A 320-nucleotide genomic window follows, 5' to 3' on the forward strand; every position below is an offset into this window, starting at 1 on the left:
CGATCATCGTCGCGATCTCGGCATGGCTCGGCGCCGGCTCCTTGAGATCGGGGATCGGCGCGGAATTGCGGGTGAGCAGGAAGTCGATGATCGGCGACGCCAGTGGCGCAAGTCTGCTAAGCATTCGATAGCATTCAATTTTGAGCTGAAGCACGCCATCGGGAGGTCGGGCGGCTCGGGCGATGGCGTTTTACGCCGGATAAGAAGCCGCCGCGCAACGCGACGCGCTTCTAGGCCTTGAAATTGCCACCGGCTTCGGCTTCAACGCAAGGCATGTTTGAGGGGACACTGCGCCTTTTCGTGATCGCGCTGGTCGCCGC

The 320-nt window shown here is 61.9% G+C and carries 1 pseudogene; it reads right to left on the bottom strand.

Features of this window, described 5'->3' with window-relative positions:
* Positions 1-103, bottom strand: a pseudogene (locus EN851_RS37975) (nitroreductase); the annotation flags it as partial.
* Positions 104-320 lie beyond the last annotated feature (217 nt).

This window comes from Mesorhizobium sp. M8A.F.Ca.ET.208.01.1.1 (assembly GCF_004791315.1).
In the GTDB taxonomy this organism is placed as follows: Bacteria; Pseudomonadota; Alphaproteobacteria; order Rhizobiales; family Rhizobiaceae; genus Mesorhizobium.